The 23,931-nt window shown below is 67.2% G+C and carries 20 protein-coding genes; 10 read left to right on the forward strand and 10 right to left on the reverse strand.

From position 1 onward, the window contains the following. Positions 1–104 precede the first annotated feature (104 nt). Positions 105–1,121 carry an endo-1,4-beta-xylanase gene (locus ACEQX1_RS14385; protein WP_370196962.1) on the forward strand — a complete coding sequence of 339 codons (1,017 nt, stop codon included), beginning with the start codon at positions 105–107 and terminating at the stop codon, positions 1,119–1,121. Positions 1,122–1,300: 179 nt separating this feature from the next. Beyond that, positions 1,301–3,247: a GNVR domain-containing protein gene (locus ACEQX1_RS14390; RefSeq protein WP_370196963.1), complete on the forward strand. Its 1,947-nt coding sequence runs from the start codon at positions 1,301–1,303 to the stop codon at positions 3,245–3,247. 104 nt (positions 3,248–3,351) lie between these two features. Here the strand turns inward: ACEQX1_RS14390 and ACEQX1_RS14395 are convergent, their stop codons facing one another. The 9 genes from ACEQX1_RS14395 to aceA all read right to left on the reverse strand — a co-directional run bounded on the left by ACEQX1_RS14395 (position 3,352) and on the right by aceA (position 14,854). Then, positions 3,352–5,313 (reverse strand): polysaccharide biosynthesis protein, encoded by a 1,962-nt coding sequence (locus ACEQX1_RS14395; protein WP_370194197.1) that lies wholly within the window; start codon positions 5,311–5,313, stop codon positions 3,352–3,354. 77 nt (positions 5,314–5,390) lie between these two features. Further along, a complete protein-coding gene (edd, locus tag ACEQX1_RS14400; RefSeq protein WP_370196964.1) occupies positions 5,391–7,208 on the reverse strand; it encodes a phosphogluconate dehydratase in 1,818 nt (605 codons plus the stop codon). Between the two features lie 31 nt (positions 7,209–7,239). Further along, entirely contained in the window at positions 7,240–7,947 is a 708-nt protein-coding gene (gene pgl, locus ACEQX1_RS14405) for a 6-phosphogluconolactonase (RefSeq protein WP_188075096.1), read from the reverse strand. A gap of 11 nt (positions 7,948–7,958) precedes the next feature. Beyond that, positions 7,959–9,446, reverse strand: coding sequence for a glucose-6-phosphate dehydrogenase (zwf, locus tag ACEQX1_RS14410; protein WP_024349319.1), 1,488 nt, complete (start codon positions 9,444–9,446; stop codon positions 7,959–7,961). A 117-nt stretch (positions 9,447–9,563) separates the two neighbouring features. Then, positions 9,564–9,953: a response regulator gene (locus ACEQX1_RS14415; RefSeq protein WP_370194175.1), complete on the reverse strand. Its 390-nt coding sequence runs from the start codon at positions 9,951–9,953 to the stop codon at positions 9,564–9,566. 111 nt (positions 9,954–10,064) lie between these two features. Next, the gene (locus tag ACEQX1_RS14420) at positions 10,065–11,348 is read right to left on the reverse strand and encodes an NAD(P)/FAD-dependent oxidoreductase (protein ID WP_370196965.1); all 1,284 of its coding nucleotides are present in this window, start codon (positions 11,346–11,348) and stop codon (positions 10,065–10,067) included. A gap of 3 nt (positions 11,349–11,351) precedes the next feature. Then, a complete protein-coding gene (locus ACEQX1_RS14425) occupies positions 11,352–12,893 on the reverse strand; it encodes a glutamine synthetase family protein (protein WP_370196966.1) in 1,542 nt (513 codons plus the stop codon). 215 nt (positions 12,894–13,108) lie between these two features. Then, positions 13,109–13,369: a hypothetical protein gene (locus ACEQX1_RS14430; protein ID WP_370193135.1), complete on the reverse strand. Its 261-nt coding sequence runs from the start codon at positions 13,367–13,369 to the stop codon at positions 13,109–13,111. Between the two features lie 180 nt (positions 13,370–13,549). Continuing rightward, positions 13,550–14,854, reverse strand: a complete 1,305-nt coding sequence (gene aceA / locus ACEQX1_RS14435; protein ID WP_024349314.1) for an isocitrate lyase — start codon at positions 14,852–14,854, stop codon at positions 13,550–13,552. 388 nt (positions 14,855–15,242) lie between these two features. Here aceA and ACEQX1_RS14440 point away from each other — a divergent pair, with 388 nt between their 5' ends. From ACEQX1_RS14440 to ACEQX1_RS14475, 8 genes are all read left to right on the forward strand, one after another. Further along, entirely contained in the window at positions 15,243–15,386 is a 144-nt protein-coding gene (locus ACEQX1_RS14440) for a hypothetical protein (RefSeq protein ID WP_154653355.1), read from the forward strand. Between the two features lie 118 nt (positions 15,387–15,504). Further along, on the forward strand, positions 15,505–16,923 hold the full coding sequence (locus tag ACEQX1_RS14445; RefSeq protein WP_370193131.1) for a short-chain fatty acyl-CoA regulator family protein: 1,419 nt from the start codon (positions 15,505–15,507) through the stop codon (positions 16,921–16,923). Positions 16,924–17,066: 143 nt separating this feature from the next. Next, the gene (locus ACEQX1_RS14450) at positions 17,067–17,849 is read left to right on the forward strand and encodes an aspartyl/asparaginyl beta-hydroxylase domain-containing protein (RefSeq protein WP_024349312.1); all 783 of its coding nucleotides are present in this window, start codon (positions 17,067–17,069) and stop codon (positions 17,847–17,849) included. A 34-nt stretch (positions 17,850–17,883) separates the two neighbouring features. Continuing rightward, positions 17,884–18,396, forward strand: coding sequence for a GNAT family N-acetyltransferase (locus tag ACEQX1_RS14455; RefSeq protein WP_370193129.1), 513 nt, complete (start codon positions 17,884–17,886; stop codon positions 18,394–18,396). A gap of 131 nt (positions 18,397–18,527) precedes the next feature. Continuing rightward, on the forward strand, positions 18,528–19,628 hold the full coding sequence (locus ACEQX1_RS14460; RefSeq protein WP_370193127.1) for a polyamine ABC transporter substrate-binding protein: 1,101 nt from the start codon (positions 18,528–18,530) through the stop codon (positions 19,626–19,628). Between the two features lie 110 nt (positions 19,629–19,738). After that, entirely contained in the window at positions 19,739–20,884 is a 1,146-nt protein-coding gene (locus ACEQX1_RS14465; protein ID WP_370193125.1) for an ABC transporter ATP-binding protein, read from the forward strand. 2 nt (positions 20,885–20,886) lie between these two features. Continuing rightward, positions 20,887–21,849: an ABC transporter permease subunit gene (locus tag ACEQX1_RS14470; protein ID WP_155898374.1), complete on the forward strand. Its 963-nt coding sequence runs from the start codon at positions 20,887–20,889 to the stop codon at positions 21,847–21,849. 1 nt (position 21,850) lies between these two features. Then, a complete protein-coding gene (locus tag ACEQX1_RS14475) occupies positions 21,851–22,672 on the forward strand; it encodes an ABC transporter permease (RefSeq protein WP_009208252.1) in 822 nt (273 codons plus the stop codon). 33 nt (positions 22,673–22,705) lie between these two features. On the opposite strand, the gene ACEQX1_RS14480 is transcribed toward ACEQX1_RS14475, so the two are convergent. Next, entirely contained in the window at positions 22,706–23,902 is a 1,197-nt protein-coding gene (locus tag ACEQX1_RS14480; RefSeq protein ID WP_370193121.1) for a hypothetical protein, read from the reverse strand. Positions 23,903–23,931 lie beyond the last annotated feature (29 nt).

Genomic DNA, 23,931 nt, shown 5'->3' on the forward strand with positions numbered 1-23,931 from the left:
GAAGCGTGCACCAGCCGGAAGCGGCGGCGCCTGGCGGCTCGTCCCCGACTAGCGCGGGAAGTTTAACGCGCCGTTCCCTTCTGGGCGCCGGGGCCGCGCTGGCGTTGGCGCCGGGTGCTGCCTCGGCCGCCGGAACGGGTGCGCGAGCGGCCGGCGGCGTGCCGCTGGGCGGCGCCATCCAGGCCGAGTTCATGGAGGTCGACCCCGGCTACAAGCAGGCGTTTCTCGACCATTGCGACCTGATCATGCCGATGAACGGGCTGAAGTTCAGCCTCGTCCATCCCGCGCCCGACCAGTGGAATTTCGAGCCCGCCGACCGGGTGGTCGATTTCGCCCTTCAGAACGACCGGCTCAGCCGGGGGACCTGCCATGTCTGGTGGGGCGCGACCCCGGACTGGGTGGAGCGGCTCGACACGCCGGCCGCGGCGGAGGCCGCGCTGGTCGACCACATCGAACGGATTGGCGACCGCTACAAGGGCCGGCTGACCGGGTGGGACGTCGTCAACGAGGTCATTGCCAACGATCCGGCGACCGAAGGCCCGCTGCGCCAGACCGTCTGGCTGGACAAGCTCGGGCCGAAGCACATCCCCATCGCCTTTGCGGCCTCGGCCCGGGCCGATCCACAGGCGCGGCTGGTGATCAACGACTACGATCTGGAGTTCGTCGGCCCGCGCTTCGACGCGCGCCGGGAGATCATGCTCGGCATCGTGCGCCAGCTGCAGGACGGCAATGTGCCGGTCCACAGCGTCGGCATGCAGGGGCATCTGTATGCGGGCCGGCAGATCGACAAGGAGGGGCTCGAAGGCTTCCACAAGGAACTGGACCGGCTCGGCGTCGGGCTGATGGTCACCGAGCTGGACATCATCGACTGGGAAACCCCGCCGAGCAACGCGGCGCAGGACGAGACCGCCTACGGGCTGGTCTCCGACCTTCTGGACGCGATCTTCGCCTGGAAGCCGCCGCAGGCGGTGACGGTGTGGGGCATCACCGACCGCTACAGCTGGGTGCCGGATGTGCTGCCGCGGCCGGACGGCCATCCCGACCGGCCGCTTCCGCTCGACCGCGACCTGCGCCCGAAACCATGGATGGAGCTGCTAAAATCACGCCTACGGACCGGCTGACCGACGGAAAGTTCCGCTAGGGACGTGCGTCTTAACCGTTCATTAGCCATGATTGCCCAGAGTCGGTCGGCAAGCTCCGGCACTTGATCCGGACGGCTATTCTGCGGATCGATATGGCTATGTTCTCATCCGAGACGAACCCGAACGCACCGTATGCCGCGCGCCCGTCAGGACCGCAGATGCAGGATTCCAACGGCTCGCTGATCGACCCGGTGCATGTCTTCCAGTCGGTCTGGTCGGCGCGGCGGCTGATCATCCTGACGACCATCTTCGGGCTGTTGCTCGGCGTCGCATTCGCGCTGTCGATGCCGAAGAAATACACCGCCTATTCGCAGATCTTCGCCGATCCCCGCGACATCAAGGTGGTGCAGAACGAGGTCACGCCGAACGGCCTGCCGACGGAGGCGACGCTCGCCCTGATCGAGAGCCAGATCGCGGTCATCAATTCCAACGACATGATGGCCAAGATCGTCGAGAGCGCCGACCTGACGTCGGATCCCGAGTTCAATGGCCAGGGCGAGTCGCTGCTGCCGTCGCTGGAAAGCCTCGGCCTCACCAGCCCCACCACCGCGTCGACCAACGAACGCTTCCTGCAGACGATGGAGAATCTGCGCGAGGTCACCGGCGTCTCGCGCGATGCCAAGAGCTTCATCCTCAACATTTCGGTGACGACCGAAAGCCCGGAGAAATCCGCCCGGCTGTCGCGTCTGGTCGCCAATACCTTCATCGACCATCTGGCCGAGGTCCAGTCGGATACGGCGGGGCGGGCGACCAATGCGCTCTCCTCGCGCCTGGCCGAGCTGCGCGAGAAGGTCTCGGCCGCCGAACGGGCGGTGGAGGACTACAAGTCCGAGAACGAGCTCGTCGGCGTCGGCGGACAGCTGGTCGACGACAGCTACATCCTGCGGATCAACGACGAACTGTCGCGCGGCCGGGCCAATGTGACCGCCCTCAGGGTGAAGGCCGAGCAGATGTCCAGGGCCAGTGTCGACGACGTGGTCGAAGGCGCGTTTCCCGAGGAGCTGACCTCGGATGCGCTGACGCGCCTGCGCGCCACCTATTCGGACCTTGCCCAGAAGACCGCGTCGCTGGCGGCCACTCTCGGCCCCCGGCACCCGCAGCTCATCGCCAGCCGCCAGTCGCTGGCGTCGGCGCGCGACGCCATCCGCTCCGAGCTCGCCCGGATCGTCGCCGGGGCGCAGACCGATCTCGCCCGCGCCGAGCGCACCAACAGCGATCTCACCCGGCAGCTCGACGAGCTGAAGTCCGATCAGGTGGCGACGAGCGGCTCCTTCGTGCGACTGCGCGAATTGCAGCGCGAGGTCGAGGCGTCGCGGGCAGTCTATGAATCCTACCTGCTGCGCGCCCGGGAAACTGGTGAACAGCAGGGCATCAACACGGCCAATGTCCGGGTGATCTCGGAAGCCACTCCGCCGCTGCGGCCCTCCAGCCTGTCGCGGCGCCTGGTGGTCGGGGCCGGCGGCATGCTGGGCTTTCTGGCCGGGGTGTTCCTGGCCGGCGTCGGTGCGATCTCCGAGCAGTATCGCAACGCCATGCGGATGCGGGCGGAGATGGCCGCACGGCCCCGCCTGAGCGGCTTCAGCACCTCCTACGGCTCGGCCGCGACCGGTCATTTCGGCAATGGCGGCGGCTATTCCACGGCTATCGTTCTGGCCCCCGGGGACGGCGCCATGACCGCCGGCACCCAGACCAAGGACGACGACTTCCGTCCATCGGTCCATGCGAGCGCGCAGGATCAACGGCGCATGGCCGAGGCGATGCCGGTTGCCGAAGCGCCCGTGTCCGATGAGGCCGACCCGGCGCAGGCCGAGACCGCTGCGTCGGAGGATCGGCCGGTCCCGGCGAATGACGCAGAGGATGCCGCGGCCCCCGTGCAGGACGCGTCGGACGCGGACAGTGCAGGCGAAGACGAGACCCTGCCGCCGGCCGCGCGGCGCCGGACGCTGCGCGAGCGCATTCGTGCGCTGGGCGGCGATCTTCCCGATCCCGCCGACAGCGAGAAGCCGCAGGCGGGCGACGACGAGGAAGTCGTGCGGCTGCAGAACGACATCGCCGCGGTGAAGAAGCACATTGCCGACATTCGCGGCCGCCGCCAGGCGCTGTAGTCCCGACACGCGGTCAGCGCGGATCGACGACGGGGGAGGCGAGCGCGCGCTGTCGCCAGCGCAGGCCGTTCAGTCAGCGTCCCGCGATGGTGTTGTGATGAGGATCAGGCCGGTGCCGGCGGTGTCGGCTGGGCCAGACGCGCCGGGTCGGCGCCGGTATCGTCGTCGATGATGGCCGGCTGGTATTCCGGCACGATGCGCCTGAGGATCTCCAGCGCGCGCTCGGCATCGCCGGCTGTGACCGCACCCTCGATATTGGCGAAGCTGCGCGACAGGAGCTTCACGTCGCTGACGCGAGAGCCGGCGATGAGCAGGCCGGCGCGGCCGGTCTCCTCGCGCGTCTCGCCCTCGCCGAACAGTTCCTCGTAGAGCTTCTCGCCCTTGCGCAGCCCGACGAAGCGGATGTCGATGTCGATATGCGGCTTCAGTCCGGCCAGCTGGATCACCCGCTCGGCGAGCTCGGCGACGCGGATCGGCTTGCCCATGTCGAGCACGAAGATCTGGCCCTTGGCGCGGGTGTCGGTCATGCCGTGGCCCGCCGCATGCAGGATCAGCCGCGACGCCTCGGGAATGGTCATGAAGAAGCGGGTGATATGCGGGTGGGTGACCGTCAGCGGCCCGCCCTTTTCGAGCTGCGAGCGGAACAGCGGGATCACCGAACCGGTCGAGCCGAGGACGTTGCCGAAGCGCACGGTGATGAAGCGCGTCGCGTCCTGATCGAGATCCAGTGCCTGGCAATAGGCTTCGGCGGCCCGCTTGGTCGCGCCCATGACGTTGGACGGGTTCACGGCCTTGTCGGTCGAGATCATCACGAAGGCCGAGGCGCCGGCGGCAAGGGTCGCATCGGCGACGTTGCGGGTGCCCAGGAGGTTGGTGTCGATCCCCTCGACCGGATTGTCCTCGACGATGGGCACGTGCTTCAGCGCGGCGGCGTGGAAGACGACGTCGGGGCCGACCTCGGCGAACAGCGCCCGGATACGATTGCCGTGGCGCACGTCGACGATCCGCGGCAGGATCGGAACGCTCGGGAATTCGTCGGAAATCTGCCGGGTGACCGACCAGAGATTGAATTCGGAATTGTCGACGAGGACGAGACGGCGCGGCGCGAAGCGCGCGATCTGGCGCACGAGTTCGGAGCCGATCGAGCCGCCGGCGCCGGTGACGATGACCAGCCGGTCCTTGATCAGCCGCTCGACCTCGGCGATGTCGAGATCCACCTCCTGGCGCCCCAGGAGATCTTCCAGCGCGATCGGCAGCGGCTCTATCGGGCGGTTCTCGTCGACGATGCCCGTCTGGCTGATGTCGGGCAGCCGCTTGACCGTCACGCCCAGCGGCGCGCAGGTGGCGACGATGCGCGACAGCCGCGCGGCCGGAATGTCGACCTCGGTGACCACCAGTTCGCCGACCGGCGTGCCCCGCTTCTCGGCCCAGGCGATGGTCTGTTCCAGTTCGGCCAGCGTGCCGAGCACGCGGATGCCATGCAACTGCCGGCGCCGGTTCTTGGACTTCTCGTCGATGATGCCGACGATAGCGTCCTGCCGGCGGTTACGACGGCTGTTGCGGATGAACAGGTCGGCATTGTCGTTGAAGCCGTAGAGCAGGAGGTCGCGCTTGGTGCCGGCGATGGCCGAGGCGGCGAGGCTGCGGCGGTCGAGGCGGCGCTCCTTCATCAGCCGGTAGGCGAGGCGGGGGCCGCCCAGGCCGACGATCATGATGAACCAGGAGATCACGATCGTGGAGCGGGGCAGGAAGGCGCCGCGAAACAGCAGGAAATGCAGCAGCAGGAAGGCCAGGTTGATGAAGGTGACCGCCTTGACGATCGACAGGACGTCGAGCAGCGAGGCATAGCGCCAGGCGCCGCTGTTGAGCGAGAAGAACGGAAAGCAGACCGCGCTCAGTGCCGTATAGGCACCGATCAGAAGCCAGATCTGCCAGACGCTGAACAGCGGCTGCCATCCCCAGGCGATCGACATGGCGATGGTCATCGATACCGCGGCGATCAGGATGTCGTGGACGATACCGAGCTGTCGCAGGGAGATGGCCAGCATGCTCTTGGCGAAATTCATCAACAGGAATCCATGGTTCCGCCTCCTCGGGCAGACCATTTAGTGCGCTATCATGCGAACGCGCGCTGCGGAAGCCGTCAAAAGACGCTGGCGCCTGCGTCAGCCGTCCCCACCGCCGCCCGGAAGGTGGCGAACAATTCCCGGCCCATGCCGAATTCGTTGCCGCTGAGATCGGGGTCGGCGAGGGGGCGCGCCGCCAGTTCGTCGGCGTCCACGAGGATTTCCAGCGTGCCGCCATCGGCATCGAGGCGCACCATGTCGCCATCGACCAGCCTGGCGATCATCCCGCCGGCCTTGGCTTCCGGCGTGACGTGGATCGCCGCCGGCACCTTGCCGCTGGCCCCCGACATCCGCCCGTCGGTGACCAGCGCCACCTTGTGGCCGCGGTCGAGGAGGACGCCGAGCAGCGGCGTCAGCTTGTGCAGTTCCGGCATGCCGTTGGACCGGGGGCCCTGGAAGCGGACCACGGCGACGAAGTCGCGGTTGAGCTCGCCGGAATCGAAGGCGGCCTTCATGTCGTTCTGGTCGTGGAAGATCTTCGCCGGCGCCTCGACGATGCGGCGCTCGGGCCGAACGGCGGAAACCTTGATGACGGCCTTGCCGAGATTGCCCTTGAGCATGCGCAGGCCGCCATTGGACGAGAAGGGCTGGTCGGCTGTTGTCAGCACCTTGGGATCGCCGCTGTGGGCGGGGGCGGCTTCGCGCAGCACGGTCTCGCCGTCCGGCGCGAGGCGCGCTTCCACCGTATAGGCGCGCAGGCCATGGCCCCATGCGGTCCGCACGTCCTCGTGCAGCAGGCCGCAATCGAGCAGTTCGCGGATCAGGAAGCCCATGCCGCCGGCTGCCTGGAAATGGTTCACGTCGGCGAGGCCGTTCGGATAGACGCGGGCCAGCAGCGGCGTGATGTCCGACAGGTCGGAAATGTCCTGCCAGGTCAGCCTGATGCCGGCAGCCGCGGCCATCGCCACCAGATGCATGGTGTGGTTGGTCGAACCGCCCGTGGCGTGCAGCCCGACGACGCCGTTGACCACGGCGCGCTCGTCCACCACCAGGCCGGCCGGCGTGTATTCGTTGCCCAGTGCGGTGATCGACAGGGCGCGCTTTGCCGCTTCCCGCGTCAGCGCATCGCGCAGCGGCGTGTTCGGATTGACGAAGGACGAGCCCGGCGTGTGCAGGCCCATGATCTCCATCAGCATCTGGTTGGAATTGGCGGTGCCGTAGAAGGTGCAGGTGCCGGGGCCGTGATAGGACTGGGATTCGGCGGCGAGCAGCTCCTCGCGCCCGACCTTGCCCTCGGCGTAGAGCTGCCGGATGCGGCTCTTCTCGTCATTGGGCAGGCCCGAGGTCATCGGTCCGGCGGGCACGAAGATCGCCGGCAGATGGCCGAAGGTCAAAGCGGCGATGGTCAGGCCCGGCACGATCTTGTCGCAGACGCCCAGATAGACGGCGGCGTCGAACATGTCGTGGGAGAGGCCGACGGCGGTCGCCATGGCGATCACGTCGCGCGAGAACAGCGACAGCTCCATGCCGGCCTGGCCTTGCGTGACGCCGTCGCACATGGCCGGAACGCCGGACGCCACCTGGGCGGTGCCGCCCATGGCGCGGGCGGCCTCGCGGATCAGTTCGGGGTAGCGCTCGAAGGGCTGATGGGCCGAGAGCATGTCGTTATAGGCGGTGATGATGCCGAGATTGGGCGTCTGGTCGCCCGACAGGCGGGACTTGTCCAGCGGGCCGCAGGCGGCGAAGCCATGGGCGAGGTTGCCGCAGGTCAGGGTCGAGCGCTTCGGTCCCTCGGCGCCCTTGGCCATGATGCGCGCCACATAGGGTTCGCGCGTCGGCGCGGAGCGCTCCCGGATGCGGTCGGTGATCTCTGCAATGCGCGGATCGACGGTCATGGGATTGACCTCCTGGACGGTGAAAGGGGCGTCAGGGACACCAGAAGACGTTGGCCGGGTCCTTGCGCGGTGCTTCGAGGACCGCCCGGATCGGCAGCTCCTCGACGGGGCCGCCGGCCAATGCCTTTTCGTAGACGGCGAGCTTTTCCTCGCCTTCGATGTGGATCGCCAGGAGCCGCGCTTCCACCAGCATCGGCAGGGTCAGGGTGACGCGGGGCTCGCCGGCCCCGGGCGCCCGCATGGCGACGACCGGCTCGGTGGTCTGCGGGTCGATGGCGGCATCGAGATTGTCGCCGCCCGGAAAGAACGAGGCGGTATGGCCGTCCGTGCCCATGCCGAGCACGGCGGCGTCGAGCGGACGGGCCAGCCGCCGGAAGCGCTCGGCGAGATCCTCGCGCGCATCCTCGGGCGTTTCGGCGTCGAGATAGAAGGGGATGAAATGCGCCGCCGCGGCGCGGTTCTTCAGGAGCTTGTCGGCGACCAGCGCGGCGTTCGAGCGATCGCTCGATGCCGGCACCCAGCGTTCGTCCACCAGCAGCACGTTCACATTCGGCCAGTCGATCTCGGCCTGCGACAGACGCTCGAAGAAGCGCTTCGGCGTCGAGCCCCCGGAGACCGCCAGGGTCGCCGTGCCGCGGGTGGCGATGGCGCCGGCGAGGACGGCGGCCACGCCGACCGCGAGGGCCTCGGCCAGGGCGTCGCCATCGCGGTAGCGGTGCAGGACGGGGGCTGTGCTCATTCCGGATCGCCTCAGTCGGGTTCGTGCCAGGTGCGGCCGTCGCGCTCGATCAGCGCCACGCCGGAGGAGGGGCCCCAGGTGCCGGCCGTGTAGCCCTGCGGCTTCATGGATTTCTCGGCCCAGGCCTGCGGGATCGGGTCGATCCAGTTCCAGGCCGCCTCGACTTCGTCGCGGCGCATGAACAGGGTCTGGTTGCCGCGGATGACGTCCATCAGCAGCCGCTCATAGGCGTCCGGGTTTCGCACCCGGAAGGATTCGGCAAAGCTCATGTCCAGCGGGACGTGGCGCAGGCGCATGCCGCCGGGACCGGGGTCCTTGATCATTACCCACTGCTTGACGCCCTCATTGGGCTGCAGCCGCATGACGAGCTGGTTCTGCTGGATGCTGCCCGAGAGGCCGGCGAAGATCGAATGCGGGATCGGCCGGAAGGTGACGACGATCTCCGACATGCGCTCGGACAGGCGCTTGCCGGTCCGCAGGTAGAAGGGCACGCCGGCCCAGCGCCAGTTGCCGATCTCGGCCTTGATGGCGACGAAGGTCTCGGTGTCGCTCTGGGCCTCGCCGAGATCGTCGAGATAGCTGCGCACGGCCGCGCCATCGGAGGCGCCGGCCTTGTACTGGCCGCGCACGGTGCGGCTCTCGACATTCGAGGCATCGATCGGAGTTAGGGCGCGCAGCACCTTCAGCTTCTCGTCGCGCAGGGCGTCGGCGTCCAGCGTCGGGGGCGGCTCGAGGGCGACCAGGCACATCAGCTGCAGGATATGGTTCTGCACCATGTCGCGCAGCGCGCCGGCCTTGTCGTAATAGCCGGCGCGGCCTTCCAGCCCGACCGATTCCGCCACGGTGATCTGCACGTGGTCGATATGGGCGGAGTTCCAGATCGGCTCGTACAGCGCATTGGCGAAGCGCAGCGCCATCAGGTTCTGCACCGTCTCCTTGCCGAGATAATGGTCGATGCGGAAGACCTGGTCCTCGGTGAAGTAGCGGCCGATGATGTCGTTCAGTTCACGGGCCGATTCCAAATCGCGGCCGACGGGCTTCTCGACGACCAGCCGCGTGTTGGCGTGGACGAGACCCTTCTCGCCGATACGGCAGGCGAGATCGGCGAACAGCGCCGGGCCGACCGCCAGGTAGAAGGCGCGCACGCGCGTGCCGTTGCCATCCTCGGCGCCTTCCAGAAGCGCCTTCAGCTCGTCCCAGCCCTCGTCGGCGCGCGCATCCACCTGGCGGTAGTGCAGGCGCGAGACGAAACGTTCGACGGACGTCGTGTGAGTGTCCTCGGGCTTGACGTGCTTGGCGATCGCCTCGCGGGCGAAGGCCCGGTATTCCTCGTCGGAAATATGGGTGCGCGAGGCGCCGATGATCCGCGAATCCTGCGGCATCTGCCCGTCATGATCGCGATGATAGAGCGCCGGCAGCAGCTTGCGTTCGGCAAGGTCGCCATTGCCGCCGAACACGACATAGTCGAACGGATCGACGGGAATGATCTGGCTGGACATGTATCGTCCCTCTGCAAGACAATGAGCGGGGGAAGCCGTTCCGTCCGCTGTGTAATCTAATCGATTGAATTATTCCATAGCCGCGGTGGGCCGGCGAAGATCATTCGCGCCGGGCGCTCAGGCCGCGGCCTCGCGCCTGGCAAAGGCCCGTGTGACCGCCTCCAGCATGCGGACGTCGTCATAGGGCTTGTTGATCGCTTCGCTGGCGCCGGCTTCCGGCGGCAGATCGAGATTCTCGCCATAGCCGGTGACGAAGATGTAGGGCACGCTCCGCGCATTCAGCGGCGCGATCAGCGCAAAACTGGTCTCCGAGCCGAGATTGACGTCGAGCAGCGCGACATCGATCGTTTCGGTCTCGATCAGGCGCAGCGCCTCGGCGACATTCGCGGCGGTCAGGATCCGCGCCATGCCGTTGTCGAGCAGCAATTGCTCGGCATCGAGCGCGATGATCATGTTGTCCTCGACGATCAGCCCCGTGCGGTCCTTGAGAATGTCGAGATCTGGCATCGTGTCGTCTGCTCCTGGGCCGTCATGGTGCGTCGGTTGGGCTGCCTGCCTGTCGGCTGCGGGCGAAGGGTCCCGCCGCGCACGATCCGAATATGTCGCGCGGCCCGGGTTTTAGAAGCGGTCGCGCAGGGAAAACCAAGTCATTGCGAGGAAAAGCAGCGGCGCGCGCAGTCGCCGGCCGCCCGGAAAGGCGGGAATGCGCAGCGCCTCGAAGTCGGCGAGGCGGTCGCGATTGCCGTTGACGCGCTCGGCATAGAGCCGGCCGGCGAAGTTCGCGAGCATGACGCCATGTCCGGAAAACCCGCCGATGGTGGTGATCCCCGGCGCGAGGCTGCGCACATAGGGCAGGCGCTCCATGGTGATGCCGACCGAGCCGCCCCAGGCGTGGCTGAGGCGCACATCGGCCAGATGCGGATAGACCTCGGCGATCTGCTTGCGGATGTGCCGGCCGATGTCACCGGTGGCGGAGGTGTAGGCCTCGCGGCCGCCAAAGAGCAGGCGGCCGTCGCCGCTCTTGCGGAAATAGCGCACGACGAAGCGGGAATCGTCGCAGGATTCGCCGCCGGGCAGCACCGCGTGGGGATCGGCGAGCGGCTCGGTCGCACCGATGAAGGAGCCGATCGGCATGACATGGGCGTCGACCTGCGGGTCGAGGCCCCCGCCATAGGCATTGGTGGCGATCAGCACGCGCTCGGCGCTGACCTCGCCATGGGCGGTGACGGCGACGATCCGGCCATCGCGCCGGTCGAGCCGCTCGACATGGCTGTTCTCGAAGAGCTGCGCCCCGGCCTCGGCCGCGACCCGGGCGCTGCCGACGACCAGCTTCATCGGGTTGATATGGCCGGTGCCGGTGTCGCGAATGCCGCCGAAATAGCGGCGCGAGCCGAGCCGGTCGGCGGTCTCGTCGGCATCCATGAAGCTGACATGGGGATAGGCGTAGCGGGTCGTCAGCTCCTCGACCTGGGCGCGATAGTCCTTCAGGTAGCGGCGCTTGTGGACGACCGAAAGCTGGCCTCCGCGGTAGTCGGCGTCGATGCCGTTGGCGGTGATGAACTCGGTCAGATGGGCCTTGGCTTCCTCGGCGAGATCGAACAGGGCCTTGGATCGCTCGAAGCCGTAGGCCGCCTCGATCTCCATCGGCCAGAGCCGCTGGCCGGTTCCCATCTGTCCACCATTGCGACCCGAGGCGCCATCGCCGAAGCGATGCGCCTCCAGCACCGCCACGTCGACGCCGGTGCGGGCGAGATGCAGCGCCGCCGACAGGCCGGTGAAGCCGCCGCCGACGACCAGGACGTCCACCTTGCGGCTGCCGTCCAAGGCCGGATAGGTCGGTCGCTCGACGCTGTCCTCGTACCAGGAGCGGCCGGGGGCGATGGGAGACTGATAGGCGGACAAGACTCAGACCTGCAGGAGCAGGAACTCGCGTTCCCAGGGACTGATCACCTGCATGAAGGTCTCGTGCTCGCCGCGCTTGATGCCGGCATAGGTGCCGACGAATTCCGGGCTGAAGACGGTGTCGAAATCCTTCTCGGCCTCGAAGATCGCCAGGGCTTCCAGGAGACCGCGGGGCAGCGAGATGACGCCGTCCTCGTTGACGGTCCGGTCGGTCGGACCCTCGGGCGTCAGCTTGTTGACCATGCCCAGATAGCCGCAGGCGAGCGAGGCCGCGATGGCGAGATAGGGATTGGTGTCGGACGAGGGCAGGCGGTTCTCGACGCGGCGGCCGGCGGCGTCCGAGGTCGGTACCCGGAAGGCGGTGGTGCGGTTGTCGTAGCCCCAGGCCGTGTTGGTCGGCGCGGCCATGCCGTAGGTCAGGCGGCGATAGGAATTCACATAGGGCGCCATCATGATCAGCGCCGCCGGCACGTAGCGCTGCATGCCGCCGAGAAAGGCGAAGAACAGGTCGGAGGCCGAGCCGTCCTCGTTGGAGAAGACGTTGCGGCCGGTTTCCTTGTCGATCACCGACTGGTGGATGTGCATGGCCGAGCCCGGCTGGCCCTGAATGGGCTTGGCCATGAAGGTGGCGTAGATGTCCTGGCCGAGCGCCGCCTCGCGGATGGTGCGCTTGAACATGAAGACCTGGTCGGCGAGCTCCAGCGGGTCGCCATGGCGCAGATTGATCTCGAGCTGGGCGGCGCCCTCCTCGTGGATCAGCGTGTCGATCTCCAGCCCCTGCGCGTCGGAATAGTCGTAGATGTCGTCGATCAGCTCGTCGAATTCGTTGACGCCGCCGATGGAATAGGACTGGCCCGACTGGATCTGCCGGCCGGAGCGGCCGATCGGCGGCACCAGCGGGTAGTCCGGGTCGACATTCTTGGAGACGAGGTAGAATTCGATCTCCGGTGCGACGACCGGCTTCCAGCCCTTGGCGTCATAAAGCGCCATCACCCGCTTCAGAACGTTGCGCGGCGTGTAGCCGACGGCGACGCCGTTCTGGTCGACGAGATCGCAGATCACCTGGGCGGTCGGGTCGCTCTCCCACGGTACCCGGCACAGGGTGGAGAGGTCGGGCACGAGCTTGAGGTCGCCGTCGCCGGGCGAATAGCGGAACTCGCCGCTCTCCTCGGGATATTCGCCGGAGATCGTGTGCATGAACAGCGCCGACGGCAGCGCCAGCGAAGTGTTGGCGGTGAACTTCTTGGCCGGCATCATCTTGCCGCGGGCCACGCCCGCCAGATCCGGCGTGATGCATTCCAGATCGTCGATGCCGCGGGCGGCGAGCCAGCCCGAGGCCTCGTGCATGGAGGCGACGCCGCGCTTGGATTCCAGATGGGCGCCGTCATTCGCGGGCACCTTGACCGGGGCCGGGTCGCGCTTGGCGTTCGGCGCGCCCTTGACGGCGCTGGCCTCGTTGCCGCCGACGCGGCCGGTCTTGCGGCCGTAATCGATCCGTGCGGGTCCGCTCGGACGCGGCGATTTCGGAGGTTTCGTGCTGGTCATGCCATCCTGCGGGGAAGCGCCTCTCGGGCGGATTGGGCCGGAGTGTAGCGTGCCGGACGGGGGTGAGGGAAGGCGGGGCCCGCGCCGGGATGCCCGTTGTGGCGATGATCAGCGCCGCATCCCCGACGCAAAGCGCCCGCTCCCCGGCTGTGCAAGGAACGGGCGCCGCTTGGGTGGTTTCGGAAGGCGCCGTTCTACGGGCGTCCGCCGGGTGCTCAGATCCCGGTCTTGACCACGACCGGGATCAGCAGGTCGCCCCAATTGCCGTTGCCGGAATGGTGGCGGGCGGAGCGCACGAGTTCGACGGAGACGCCGGCCTCGACCGCCTTCATCACGGACTGGTTCAGCCGGTGAAGGTCGTTGGCCAGCATGCGGATCGCGGCCTGCTGGGCCTCGTCCATGGCGGAGGACTGCTCCTCGGCCCGCTCCTTGACGCGGGTGCGAGGGCGGCTTTCGTCGATAGCGACTGCACTCATCGTCTGTCTCCTTGGTTGGTCGTCATGTCGGTGTCGTGGGGTCCCGGAACGCCGCTCGGGGGAGCGTTCCGGGGGAGCGGGAGACTGGGGGCCGCGGAAGCGGGAAGAGAAACTCCCGCGCGTGTCCCGCTCCGTTTGCGCAAGGGGCCGGAGGTTGGCCAACCGACTTGCGCGAGGGGGTTACTCGGCTGCCACGCTGAGATGCTGGTCCTTCTTGAACTGCGCGCTCTCGGTGGATTCGCCCATGGCGGTCGTCGAGGACTGGCCGCCGGTGATGGCCATGGAGACGGCGTCGAAATAGCCGGTGCCGACCTCGCGCTGGTGCTTCGTCGCCGTATAGCCGTCGGCCTCGGAGGCGAACTCGGCTTCCTGCAGCTCCGAATAGGCGGCCATCTGCCGATCCTTGTAGCCGCGGGCCAGTTCGAACATGCCGTGGTTCAGCTGGTGGAAGCCGGCCAGCGTGATGAACTGGAACTTGTAGCCCATGGCTCCCAGTTCGCGCTGGAACTTGGCGATGGTCGCGTCGTCGAGGTTCTTCTTCCAGTTGAAGGACGGCGAGCAATTGTAGGCGAGCAGCTGGTTCGGATGCTCCTTCCTCACCGCCTCGGCGAAGCGCCGGGCCTGCTCCAGATCAGGCTTCGACGTTTCGCACCAGATCAGGTCCGAATAGGGGGCGCAGGCGATGGCCCGGGCGATGCACGGCTCGAGGCCGTTCTTGACCCGGTAGAAGCCTTCCGGCGTGCGGCCGCCGTCATAATCGACATAGGGCTGGTCGCGCTCGTCGATGTCCGAGGTGATCAGCTTGGCCGCCTCGGCGTCGGTGCGGCAGATCACCAGCGAAGGCACGCCCATCACGTCGGCCGCCAGCCGCGCCGCGGTCAGGTTGCGGATATGCGCCTGGGTGGGGATCAGCACCTTGCCGCCGAGATGGCCGCACTTCTTTTCCGAAGCAAGCTGGTCCTCGAAATGGACGCCCGCCGCGCCGGCCTCGATAAAGGCCTTCATGATCTCGAAGGCGTTGAGCGGGCCGCCGAAGCCGGCCTCTGCGTCGGCAACGATCGGGGCGAACCAGGTGTCGACGGACTTCGCGCCTTCGGCATGCTCGATCTGGTCGGCGCGCTGCAGGGTGCGGTTGATGCGGCGGCAGAGCTCGGGCGCGGCATTGGCCGGATAGAGCGACTGGTCCGGATACATCGACGATGCGGTGTTGGAATCGGCGGCGACCTGCCAGCCGGAGAGGTAGATCGCCTTCAGGCCGGCGCGGACCTGCTGCATGGCCTGGTTGCCGGTCATCGCGCCGAGCGAATTGACGAAGTCTTCCGAGTGGATCAGCTCCCAGAGCCGGTTGGCGCCGTTTTCGGCCAGCGTGTAGCGGATCTGGACCGAGCCGCGCAGGCGCTGGACGTCCTCGGGCGTGTAGTTGCGCTCGACATTGTCGAAGCGGCCTTCGGGGGCAGACGGGACGAGATTGTAAAAATCGGTCATGGCGGTCGATCCTCTCCTGAATTCCGGCTGCCGATGCGACTGTGACAAGTCACCGGCAGTGCCTGGGGAGAGACATGACATCGCCGGTATGTGCTGAGAAGCGCCGGGCGGGTGGATCGCAGGCTTATTCGGGTCGTCTTGTCAGGACCTTCACAGACTGCGATTGTCACGATGTAAAAATTGTCATAGGCCGGGATGGCGCATTGCGGTCGCCCGCGGCCGTCGGCCCGGGGCGCTCAAAGCCGTTGCTGTGGCGTCACAGGGGTATGGATTTTCGTGAAAGACATGATCCACCAACACAATATCGCCTTGGATTCCATCAATCGAAACCTTTCCCGGTCATGCTGCCAATTGTCGGCGGACGACCGGTCGAGATTTGGAGCGGACGATGAGTGCGGTGCGTGTGGTTTTGCGTCTTCTGGGCCTGAGCAACGCTTTGGCGGCCTACCATCCCGAGCGTCACTACATGCGCGGACCGGGCCCTGCCTGCCTGCGTCGCATGCAGGGCGGCGGCACGCATCTGGGCGCCTGAACGACCGTTTCGCACGCGGTGGCCGGCGCACCCGGCCGCACCCCTTCCACTCCCTTACCCCTGACGATTCCCTGGCCCCTGACGATCCGGCGCGCTCTGTCTTCCCGGGAGGTGCCTGATGGCCGAGAACAAGATCTTCGCCGGACCGCGCATTCGCCGCATCCGCAACGGTCTCGGCCTGACCCAGACCGCGATGGCCGAGGAACTCGGCATCTCGCCGTCCTATCTGAACCTCATCGAACGCAATCAGCGCCCGCTGACGGTGCAGCTCATCCTCAAGCTGTCGCAGACCTACGAGGTCGATATCGGCGATCTGCGGGGCGAGCAGCAGGGCTCCGTCGCCGAATTGCGCGGGGTCTTCTCGGACCCGCTGCTCGCTGGCGAACTTCCCGGCGAGCAGGAACTCTTGGAGATCGCCGAAGCCGCGCCGAACGCGGCGACCGGCGTGATCAAGCTCTATCGCGCCTATCGCGAGCAGCACGGGCGGCTCTCCGACCTGTCCGATCTCCTGGCGCGGGAGGGGCGCGGCACCGGGCTGGCCGGCGCGCGGTTGCCGATCGACGAGGTCCGCGAGGTGTTCGAGACCCGGCCGAACTATTTCGCCGCTCTCGAAACTGCCGCCGAGACCCTGCACCAGACGCTGGCCGCCGGCGACGACCTGATGGGGGCGCTGAAGACCTGGCTGCGCAAGGAGCACGACATTTCCGTGCGGGTGCTGCCGGTGCAGACCATGCCGAACTGGCGTCGCCGCTTCGACCGGCACTCGCGCCGGCTGTTCCTGTCCGAGCGTCTCGCCCCGGCAGACCGGCTGCGCGAGGTGGCGCTGGAATCCTGCCTTCTGGCCTTCGGCGAGGTGGTCTCGGCCGAGGCCGCGACCTTCGCCTTCACCAGCGACGAGGCGCGCCGGCTGGCACGGTTCGAGCTGCTGCGCTACGCCGCCCATGCGCTGATGATGCCCTATGCCGCCTTCCAGGCCGCGGCCGAGCGCTCGGCCTACGACATCGACGTCCTGCGCGGCCGTTTCCAGGTGTCCTTCGAGCAGGCGGCCAACCGGCTGACCATGCTGCAGCGCCAGGGTGCGCCGGGCGTGCCGTTCTTCCTGCTCGAGGTCGACAATGCCGGCAACCGCTTCCGCCGGGCCGGTGCCCGCGGCTTCCCGGTGCAGCGCTTTGGCGGCGGCTGTCCCAAGCTGCCGATCCACGCCGCCTTCGCCCAGCCGGGGCAGATCCTGGTCGAGAGCGCCGAAATGCCGGACGGCGCCGAGTTCCTGCTCGTCGCTCGGACGCTGGAAGGGCTGCAGGCCGGCTTTGCCGAGCGTCCGCGGCGGACGGCCATCCTGATCGGCTGCGACATCGGCTACAAGGACGAGACGGTCTATGGCCGGCATCTGGGAACCAAGCCCGCCACGGTCGGCATCGGCCCGGCCTGCCGGCTGTGCGAGCGGCAGGCGTGCCTTGCCCGCGCCGAGCCGCCGCTGACGCGCCCGCTGGGTCTCGACGAAATGGTCACCGGCCTGTCGGCATTTGATTTCCAGTGAACAGGGGCCAGATGCAGCGCGACGCGCCCTTGCAGGTGTCAGCGTACCGTCACAATTAGCGGGCGAGCGCGGCGACCTGCGGCGAAGGCGGACATCGCCCGGCGGTGGCCGGCGGGAATGCGAACACAACGAAAGACAAGCCTGTGAGCCAGCAGAAGCAGAAGACCGAAGGTCTGGACGATACGATGACCCGCGACGGCTTCGTCGCACGCTCGGTGCAGCGGCTCGTCGATGGCGCCGAGAAGCTCAATCTGAAGCATTCGGCCGTCGGCAATCCGCCGGTCTTCGAGACCGACGACTTTCCATGGGCGCGCGAGGTCGAGGCCGAGTGGAAGGCGATCCGCGCCGAGCTCGACAATGTCCTGGTGCGCAAGGGCGAACTGCCAGCGTTCCACGAGATTTCGTCGGAAGTGCGCTCGATCTCGTCGGACCAGAACTGGAAGACCTTCTTCCTGTGCGGCTACGGCATCAAGTCGGAGGAGGCGATCCGCCAGTGTCCCGAGACCTGGCGCATCCTGCAGAAGATCCCCGGCATGAAATCGGCGATGTTCTCGATCTTCGAGCCGGGCAAGCACCTGCCGCCGCATCGCGGTCCGTATAACGGCGTCCTGCGCTTCCATCTCGGCCTGCTGGTCCCCGACGAGCCGGACAAGATCGGCATCCGGGTCGCCGACCGCACCTGCCACTGGGAAGAGGGCAAGGCGCTGATCTTCGACGACGCCTATGAGCACGAGGCCTGGAACCACTCCGACAAGGTGCGGGTGGTGCTGTTCGTCGATTTCGAGAAGCCGCTGAAGCAGCCGGCCAAGACGACCAACAAGGCGGTCCTCAACATGGCGGTCTTCACGCCCTTCATCCGCGAGGGCTACAAGGCGCACAAGGCCTGGGAAAAGCTGTTCTACGGCGAGGGCACGAAGCACCGCTGACCGGCGGCCGGCTGCGGGACGGGACGGCATGCAAATGACGGCGCAGAACGACACGGCCCGGTGGCGCCTCATGGCGCGCTCCGATCTGCGCGCCGCGATCGCGCTGGCCGACCGGGTTCACCCCGGATTGCCGGAGGAGGAGGCGGTCTTCACCGACCGCCTGAATCTCTGTCCGGCAGGCTGCCTCGTTCTCGCCGACCCGGCCGGCATCGTCTGCGGCTACACGCTCGCCCATCCCTGGACAGAGGGCCCGCCGCCCAAGCTGAACACGCTGCTCGGCACGCTGCCGACGCCCGCCGACCGGTTCTTCATCCACGACGTGGTGGTGGCGCCCGAAATGCGCGGGCAGGGCCTGGCCGCGCCGGGTGTGGAACTGCTGCTCGAACAGGCCGCGTCCTATCCGTCGGCGGCGCTGGTCTCGGTCTATGGCACTGTGCCCTTCTGGGCCCGCTTCGGCTTCGTCGATGCGTCGGACACGCTGCCGACCGGGGCCCTTGCGGACTATGGCAGCGACGCCCGCTTCATGATCCGCCCGAGAGAGGGCTGAAGCGGCCCGGCAACACGCCGGAAGGGCGCGCAAGGGCTAGGAATTGGCGCGCCGATGTTCTTAACTTGGCGCCGACACCCGGCGGGGACGATGCCCGCTTCCGATACACATCTTATGGAGGTCCTGACCGAATGACACGACTGATCGCGATGCTGGGGGCTGCTGCCGCGACCCTCGCCATAGGCGCCGGAACGGCGACCGCTCAGGAAGAGAAGGTCGTCAATGTCTACAACTGGTCGGACTATATCGACGATTCCATCCTGGCGGACTTCACCGAGGAGACCGGGATCAAGGTCGTCTACGACGTCTATGATTCCAACGACATCCTCGACACCAAGCTGTTCGCCGGCGGAAGCGGCTACGACGTCGTCGTGCCGTCCTCCGAATATCTGGTCCGCCAGATCGAGGCTGGCCTGATCCAGAAGCTCGACAAGTCGAAGCTGAGCAATCTCGACAACATGTGGGACGTGATCAGCGACCGCGTCGGCGAATATGGCGACGCCAACGACTATTCCGTCAACTACATGTGGGGCACCACCGGGATCGGCTACAACAAGAAGATGGTCGAGGAGCGGATCGACAATCCGCCGACCGATTCCTGGGACCTGATCTTCGATCCGCAATATGCCGAGAAGCTGGCCGATTGCGGAATCATGATGCTCGACGCACCGACCGAGGTGATGCCCGCGGCGTTGAACCATCTCGGCCTCGACCCGAACTCGACCGATCCGGCCGAGATCGAGCAGGCCAAGGAGATGCTGCTGAAGGTGCGCCCCTTCGTGCGCAAGTTCCACTCGTCGGAATACATCAATGCGCTGGCCAATGGCGACATCTGCGTCGGTTACGGCTATTCGGGCGACATCTTCCAGGCCCGCGACCGCGCGGCCGAAGCCGGGCAGGGCGTCGAGATCGCCTATTCGATTCCCAAGGAGGGCGCCCGCATGTGGTTCGACCAGCTGGCGATCCCGGCCGACGCGCCGCATCCGGAGAACGCCCACGCCTTCATCGACTATCTGATGCGCCCCGAGGTCATCGCCAAGGCGACCAATTACGTCGTCTACGCCAATGGCAACAAGGCCAGCCAGGAATTCGTCGATGACGCGATCATCAACGATCCGGCGGTGTATCCGAGCGACGAGGTTCTCGCCAATCTCTACACCAAGGAAGCCTACGACGCCCGCACGCAGCGGCTCATCAACCGCGCCTTCACGACGGTCCAGACCGGTCAGTAAGGCGCTTCGCCCGACATGAGCGCACACGCTTCCGGCCTCAGGCCGGGAGCGGGTCATCGCCATGATCACCGGGCGGTGCAACGGGTCGATTCACGGACGAGGTGGCGACGGTGCAGAAATCCCTCGGCAACATCCGTCGCAGCTTCGCGCCCTGGGCCGACGCGACGCAGTCGCCGGTTATCGAGTTCGATCGCGTCACCAAGCGCTTCGGCGAGTTCAAGGCTGTCGACGACCTGTCGCTCGGCATCTACCGGCGCGAGTTCCACGCGCTGCTGGGGCCGTCCGGCTGCGGCAAGTCCACCCTGTTGCGCATGCTCGGCGGCTTCGAGGAACCGAGCGAGGGCGACGTGCGCCTCGACGGCCAGAGCCTGATCGGCATTCCGCCGCATCGCCGGCCGGTCAACATGATGTTCCAGAGCTACGCGCTGTTTCCCCATATGGACGTCGCCGGCAACATCGCCTTCGGCCTGAAGCAGGACGGGATGGCGAAGTCGGAGCGCGACGACCGCGTCGCCGAGATGCTGAAGCTGGTCAAGCTCGACGGCTTCGCCGCGCGCAAGCCGCAGCAATTGTCCGGCGGCCAGCAGCAGCGCGTGGCGCTCGCCCGCTCGCTGGCCAAGCGGCCGAAGGTACTGCTCCTCGACGAGCCGCTGGGCGCCCTCGACAAGAAGCTGCGGGAGGAGACCCAGTTCGAGCTGATGGATCTGCAGCAGGAAATGGGCCTGACCTTCCTGATCGTGACCCACGACCAGGAAGAGGCCATGACCATGGCCGACCGGATTTCCGTCATGGACCAGGGGCGCATCGTCCAGGTCGCCACCCCCGAGATCATCTACGAGGCGCCGGCCACTCGCTATGTGGCGGATTTCATCGGGTCGGTGAACATCCTCGGCGGAACGATCGAAAGCAGGGTCGGCGGGACGACCCGGATCGCCACGACGAGCGGCGTGATCATCGAGGCGGAGACCGCCGGCGATCTCGCCACCGGGAGCGAGGCGTTCTTCGCCATCCGACCCGAGAAGATGCGGCTGTCCCGGCAGAAGCCGGAGAACGTGTCGATCAACGCGCTCCACGGCGAAATCTGGGACATCGCCTATCTCGGCGACATGACCCTGTTCAACGTCCGGCTGGAGAGCGGCGACATCGTGCGCGCCGCGACGCTCAATTCGGTGCGCGGGGCGTCCGAGCAGATCGGCTACGACGAGGCGGTCTGGCTGACCTTCGCGCCGGATTCCGGCATCGTCCTGGCTGGCTAGCCATGGCGGTGGAACCCCTGATCCCGGCCGACGCGCCACCGGAACCCGCACGGGACAAGCTGCGCAGCCGCGGCGCGCGGCTCTATCGCAGCCTCGTCGTCGGCGTTCCCTTCGTCTGGCTGCTGGTGTTCTTCCTGGCGCCGTTCCTGATCGTCTTCAAGATCTCGCTGTCGCAGATCGCGCTGGCGCAGCCGCCCTATGTGCCGTCCTTCTCGCTGGAGAACCTGTCGACCTTCTGGGACAATCTCCAGCAGTTCACGATCGACAATTATGTCTGGCTGACGTCGGACCCGCTCTACATCAATTCCTATCTGTCGAGCCTGCAGATCGCCGGGATCGCCACGGCGATCACGCTGCTGATCGGCTATCCGCTGGCCTACGGCATCGCGCGGGCGCCGGGCGGCCTGCGGCCGGTGCTGATCCTTTTGACCATCCTGCCGTTCTGGACGAGCTTCCTGATCCGCGTCTACGCCTGGATCGGCATCCTGAAGACCGACGGGCTCCTGAACCAGTTCCTGATGTGGCTCGGCGTGATCTCCGATCCGCTGGTCATCATGAACACCAATATCGCCGTCTATATCGGCATCGTCTATTCCTACCTGCCCTTCATGGTGCTGCCGATCTACGCGTCGCTGGAGCGCATGGACTACCGCCTGATCGAGGCGGCCAACGATCTCGGCTGCCCGCCGGTGAAGGCGTTCTGGACGATCACCTTCCCGCTGTCGCGGCCGGGCGTGCTGGCCGGGATCATGCTGGTCTTCATTCCGGCGGTGGGCGAGTTCGTGATTCCCGATCTCCTCGGCGGCTCGCGCACGCTGATGATCGGCCGGACCCTGTGGAACGAGTTCTTCTCCAATCGCGACTGGCCGGTCTCCTCGGCGGTGGCGATCCTTCTGCTGATCGTGCTGGTGCTGCCGATCGTCTGGTTCCAGCGGGCGCAGGCCAAGACAACGGGGAACGGCTGACGTGACGCGGAACTGGTCGCCCTTCAACATCGTCTCGGTCGTGTTCGGCTTCGCCTTCCTGTACCTGCCGATCCTTCTCCTGGTGATCTACTCCTTCAACGCCTCGCGGCTGGTCACGGTCTGGGCGGGCTTCTCGACCGTCTGGTACCGCGAATTGTGGAACGACCAGGCGCTGCTCGACGCGGCCTGGGTAACCCTGCGCGTGGCGCTGTTGTCGGCCAGCATCGCGACGATCCTCGGCACGCTTGCGGCGACGACCCTGGTGCGCTTCTTCGACTTCCGCGGCCGGCTGCTCTTTGCCGGCATGGTCTATGCGCCGCTGGTCATGCCCGAGGTGATCACCGGCCTGTCGCTGCTGCTTCTGTTCGTGGCGATGGATTTCGACCGGGGCTTCTGGACCGTCACCATTGCCCACATCACCTTCTCGATGTGCTTCGTGGCGGTGGTGGTGCAGTCGCGGCTGATCAGCTTCGACCGGAGCCTTGAGGAAGCCGCGCAGGATCTCGGCTGCCCGCCCTGGAAGACCTTCTTCCTGATCACCATGCCGGTGATCTGGCCGGCCGTCGCCGCCGGCTGGATGCTCGCCTTCACCCTGTCGCTGGACGATCTGGTCATCGCCAGCTTCACCTCCGGGCCGGGGGCAACGACGCTGCCGATGAAGATTTACAGCCAGGTGCGGCTGGGCGTGACGCCGAAGATCAACGCCGTCTGCACGCTGTTGATCGCGGTGGTCTCGGTCGGCGTCATCATCGCGGCGATCCTCAACAAGCGCCGCGAGGTGCAGAAGGCCCGTGACGCCCATCTGGCGGCGACAGCCGGCTGACCTGCCGGCAGTCCTGGCGACGGTTCGACAGGCTCAGCGGTTCGCCGATGCCGTTCCGGCAGTGGCGTCGGCCATGTTCGCGCCGGTGCAGTCGCAGGCTTCGCCATGCGCCGTGGTGATCGCGTCCATGGTGGCGGCGATGGCGGCGAGCATCGGGTCGTAGCCGCCGCGTGGCCGGTGGGCGAGATGGTCGAGCGCCTCGATATCGGCGAAGGCTTCGGTCAGGGCGCTGCGCACCAGCGTGTCGCCGATCTCGGCCGAGCGGCCGACGACCAGCGGCTGCAGCGTTTCCAGACGAGCCAGAACCGGGCGTTTCGCGCGCTCGCCGCCGATGGCGCCGGTGGTCGCCGGATCGGCCTTCGGCCGGGCGCCCGCAACCGGTTCGGCGGCCGTCTCGGCGACGGCGGAAGGGCCGGCCAGGAAGCCGTTGGTCCGGGCAGTGTCGATCAGAATATCGAGGACGGCCAGCCGGTCGGCGTCGGTCTCGAGGGCCGGATGCGCGGTCACGGCCATCGCCAGCGGCGGCAGCGCCGGGTCGAAATGCGGGCCGAAGGCAACGGTCTGCGTGGACCGTTCGAGACCCTTGGACTGCCGCAGGTCGAAGACCAGCGGATGGCCGCGCAGCGGCGGCGCGAAGCGCGGCGTCGGGACCGGACCCATGGCGACCAGTGCGGCCCGGATGCTGTCCTGCGTCGCCGCCGTCTGGACAGCGCGGTGGCCGGCAGCCTTGGCCGGGCTTGTCGCGATGCGGTCCATGTAGCTCTTCAACGTGTCGAGATACGCGGCGACGCCGCCGCACAGATAGGGCGAGGCGTCCTGGCTCACATATTCGCCGAGATCGGTGACGATGCGATCGGCGATCCAGCGGTCGTTGGCGCTGCCGACCCAGCTGGCCCGGCCGCGATTGCGGGCAATGCCGGCGGCTTCCGCCAGTGCCTTCGCCTCGGCCGAGCCACGCCTGGCGGAGGCGCGGAAGATCGGACCGTCGGGAAGCAAATCGTCGCCCTTGAAGGCGATGGCGCGGGCCGGCTTGATCGCCGCGAAGGCGCCGGTCCGGATGGTCTGCAGGGCCGAGTGATAGCGCGTCGCGCAGTCCGGGCGGTCGCCCGCCCCGGCATCCGCGGCGGGCGCGGCATGGGCGGCAGCGGACAGCATCAGGGCGGCGGCGAGGGGCAGAAGCGGCCGCCAGCAGCGGGTTGCGGGAACGAGGATGAGCGGTGCGCGAAGCATGTCGGAGCGTCCGTTGCTGGCCGAGCGCG

Origin of the sequence: Aurantimonas sp., from assembly GCF_964217435.1 — a bacterium.
Lineage (GTDB): Bacteria > Pseudomonadota > Alphaproteobacteria > Rhizobiales > Rhizobiaceae > Aurantimonas > Aurantimonas coralicida.